The organism is Phytoactinopolyspora endophytica (assembly GCF_004138495.1).
In the GTDB taxonomy this organism is placed as follows: Bacteria; Actinomycetota; Actinomycetes; order Jiangellales; family Jiangellaceae; genus Phytoactinopolyspora; species Phytoactinopolyspora endophytica.
Genome location: NZ_ML142864.1, coordinates 124,781 through 126,995 on the forward strand (window position 1 = coordinate 124,781; position 2,215 = coordinate 126,995).

Consider the following 2,215-nt stretch of genomic DNA (forward strand, 5'->3'; position numbering starts at 1 on the left):
TTTCCTGACCGGTGTCGGCGCGCAACTCGAGCTCGGTATCCTCAACCTGGCGATGAGCACGGCGACCGAGGCCGGTTTCACGCCGGTCATCACGCCCACCCTGGTTCGCCCGGAGATCATGGCCGGGACCGGCTTTCTCGGGGCTCACGCGGACGAGATCTACCGGCTGGAGCGGGACGACCTGTACCTCGTCGGTACGAGTGAGGTTGCGCTGGCCGGGTACCACGCGGACGAGATCGTCGACCTGTCGGACGGGCCGTTGCGCTACGCCGGGTGGTCGGCCTGCTATCGGCGTGAGGCCGGTTCGCACGGCAAGGACACTCGCGGGATCATCCGTGTCCACCAGTTCCATAAGGTCGAGATGTTCTGCTACTGCCGTGAGGAAGACGCGGCCGAGGAGCATGAGCGGCTGCTCGGCTGGGAGGAACGGATGCTGGCGGCGATGGAGCTGCCGTACCGGGTGATCGACGTCGCGGCCGGAGACCTCGGTTCAAGCGCGGCTCGGAAGTTCGACTGCGAAGCGTGGCTGCCGTCGCAGTCGCGCTGGATGGAAGTGACGTCCACATCCAACTGCACGACGTTCCAGGCGCGGCGGCTGAACATCCGGGAACGGACCGATAACCGAACTCGTTCCGTGGCGACTCTCAACGGCACGCTCGGTACCACGAGGTGGCTGGTAGCCGTCCTGGAGAACCATCAGCTGCCCGACGGCTCGGTCTCGGTTCCCGAGGCGCTGCGGCCGTACGTCGGTGGCCGCGAGATCCTTGAGCCCGGCCCGGGACGCTGAACAGGAATCGACGGCTGAGCGGAAACTGAGCAAGGCGTAGAATCGTTCACACTCGCGTGGATGTGTCACGATACGAGTGATACGCCCATTGTGGCCGGTTCTACCTACCCGCACCCGGCGGACCATGTCAGGCGGCACGTGTCCTACAGTGGCTCCGAACGGGGGTGAGGTGGTCGTTTCTCATTTCTAGTGTGAAGGACGTACAACACGATGGCAGATTCGCTCAAGGATGTCCTGCTCGCTCCAGACCGTCGTCCTGAAGTGATCAAGGACGTCGAGGCTCTGGTCGACGCGGAAGTCTCGGAGAAGAGTGGGGTCAGCGGGCTCGCGGTCAAGAGCGGCTACGCCCTGATCAAGAAGGTCAACTCTTCCTTTGTCTCCGAAGCGGTCGACAGCATGTTCGAGAGCTTCGTGCAGAGGCTTGAGCCGTTCTACGCGGACCACAAGGCCTCGGGTTCCGGCTCGTTCGCCGACCATCTGACGGGAAACTCGTCGGATGTGGCCGATGCTCTTCTCGGCGTGACGGATGACCGCGCGGCGGGCTCCCGGCGAGAGAGCGTCAAGAAGGTCTACAACAAACTCCGCCCCCAGGCGAAGAAGCACGTCGAAGAAGCGCTGCCCCGCCTGGGAGCGTTGATCGAGAAGCACATCGCCGCGGTGAACGCCGGCTGACGCTCGCCTCGACCCTGGATCTCGTTAGAGGTACATGCCGGAGCGCTGCTCGCCCTCGCCGCCAGGCTGTCCAGGAGCCCCAGGCTGGCCTGGATGGACCTGAACGCCGGGCGGCAGCGCACGGCGCATCTGCTCGAGCTGAGCGCGAGCGGCCATCTGCTGCGCGAAGAGGGTGGTCTGGATTCCGTGGAACAGTCCTTCCAGCCAGCCGACCAGCTGGGCTTGAGCAACACGCAGCTCCGCCTCGGACGGCACTTCTTCCTGGTTGAACGGCAGCGCGAGCCGCTCCAGCTCCTCTACCAGCTCTTTGGCCAGACCATCCTCAAGCTCGTCGAGCGAGCGTCGGTGGATCTCGCTGAGGCGGCGTCGGCTGGCTTCGTCCAGCGGGGCCGACTTGACCTCCTCGAGCAGCTGCTTGATCATACTGCCGATCCGCATCACCTTGGCCGGCTGCTCGACGAGGTCGGTGAGCGAGTTCTGCTCGTCCTGTTCCTCGTCCTGGGCCGACCCGACGGCCATGCCTTCCGGGCCTACGACGAGGACACGCGGCTTGTCCTCGGTTTGTGGGGCATCCTGTTCGGCGTTCTCGTTCGACTCCGTCATGTGTCCATCTTGACGCACCCCCGAGCCCTGGCAAACGGTGAGTCCATTTGCCAGGGCCCGCGGGCGGCAACTCAGGCGGCGCCGAGAGCACGCCAGTAGTTGTTGATGGCTCCATTGACCTTGACGAACCAGATGATCCCGCCGACCAACGGC

The 2,215-nt window shown here is 64.7% G+C and carries 3 protein-coding genes; 2 read left to right on the forward strand and 1 reads right to left on the reverse strand.

All coding sequences use genetic code 11. The features are described 5' to 3' along the window. Together serS and ELR45_RS25750 are read left to right on the forward strand one after the other, a co-directional pair. Positions 1-787 (forward strand): serine--tRNA ligase (gene serS, locus ELR45_RS41500; RefSeq protein ID WP_240760146.1); only part of this gene is annotated, 787 nt, incomplete at its 5' end. Between the two features lie 210 nt (positions 788-997). Beyond that, positions 998-1,459, forward strand: a complete 462-nt coding sequence (locus tag ELR45_RS25750; RefSeq protein WP_129668894.1) for a DUF6918 family protein — start codon at positions 998-1,000, stop codon at positions 1,457-1,459. Between the two features lie 24 nt (positions 1,460-1,483). On the opposite strand, the gene ELR45_RS25755 is transcribed toward ELR45_RS25750, so the two are convergent. Beyond that, positions 1,484-2,062: a bacterial proteasome activator family protein gene (locus ELR45_RS25755; RefSeq protein ID WP_129668895.1), complete on the reverse strand. Its 579-nt coding sequence runs from the start codon at positions 2,060-2,062 to the stop codon at positions 1,484-1,486. Between the last annotated feature and the right edge of the window lie 153 nt (positions 2,063-2,215).

Excerpts from the sequence above, each read along its gene's own strand:
- ELR45_RS25755 (WP_129668895.1), bottom strand. The coding sequence starts at position 2,062 with ATGACGGAGTCGAACGAGAACGCCGAACAGGATGCCCCACAAACCGAG.
- ELR45_RS25750 (WP_129668894.1), top strand. The coding sequence starts at position 998 with ATGGCAGATTCGCTCAAGGATGTCCTGCTCGCTCCAGACCGTCGTCCT.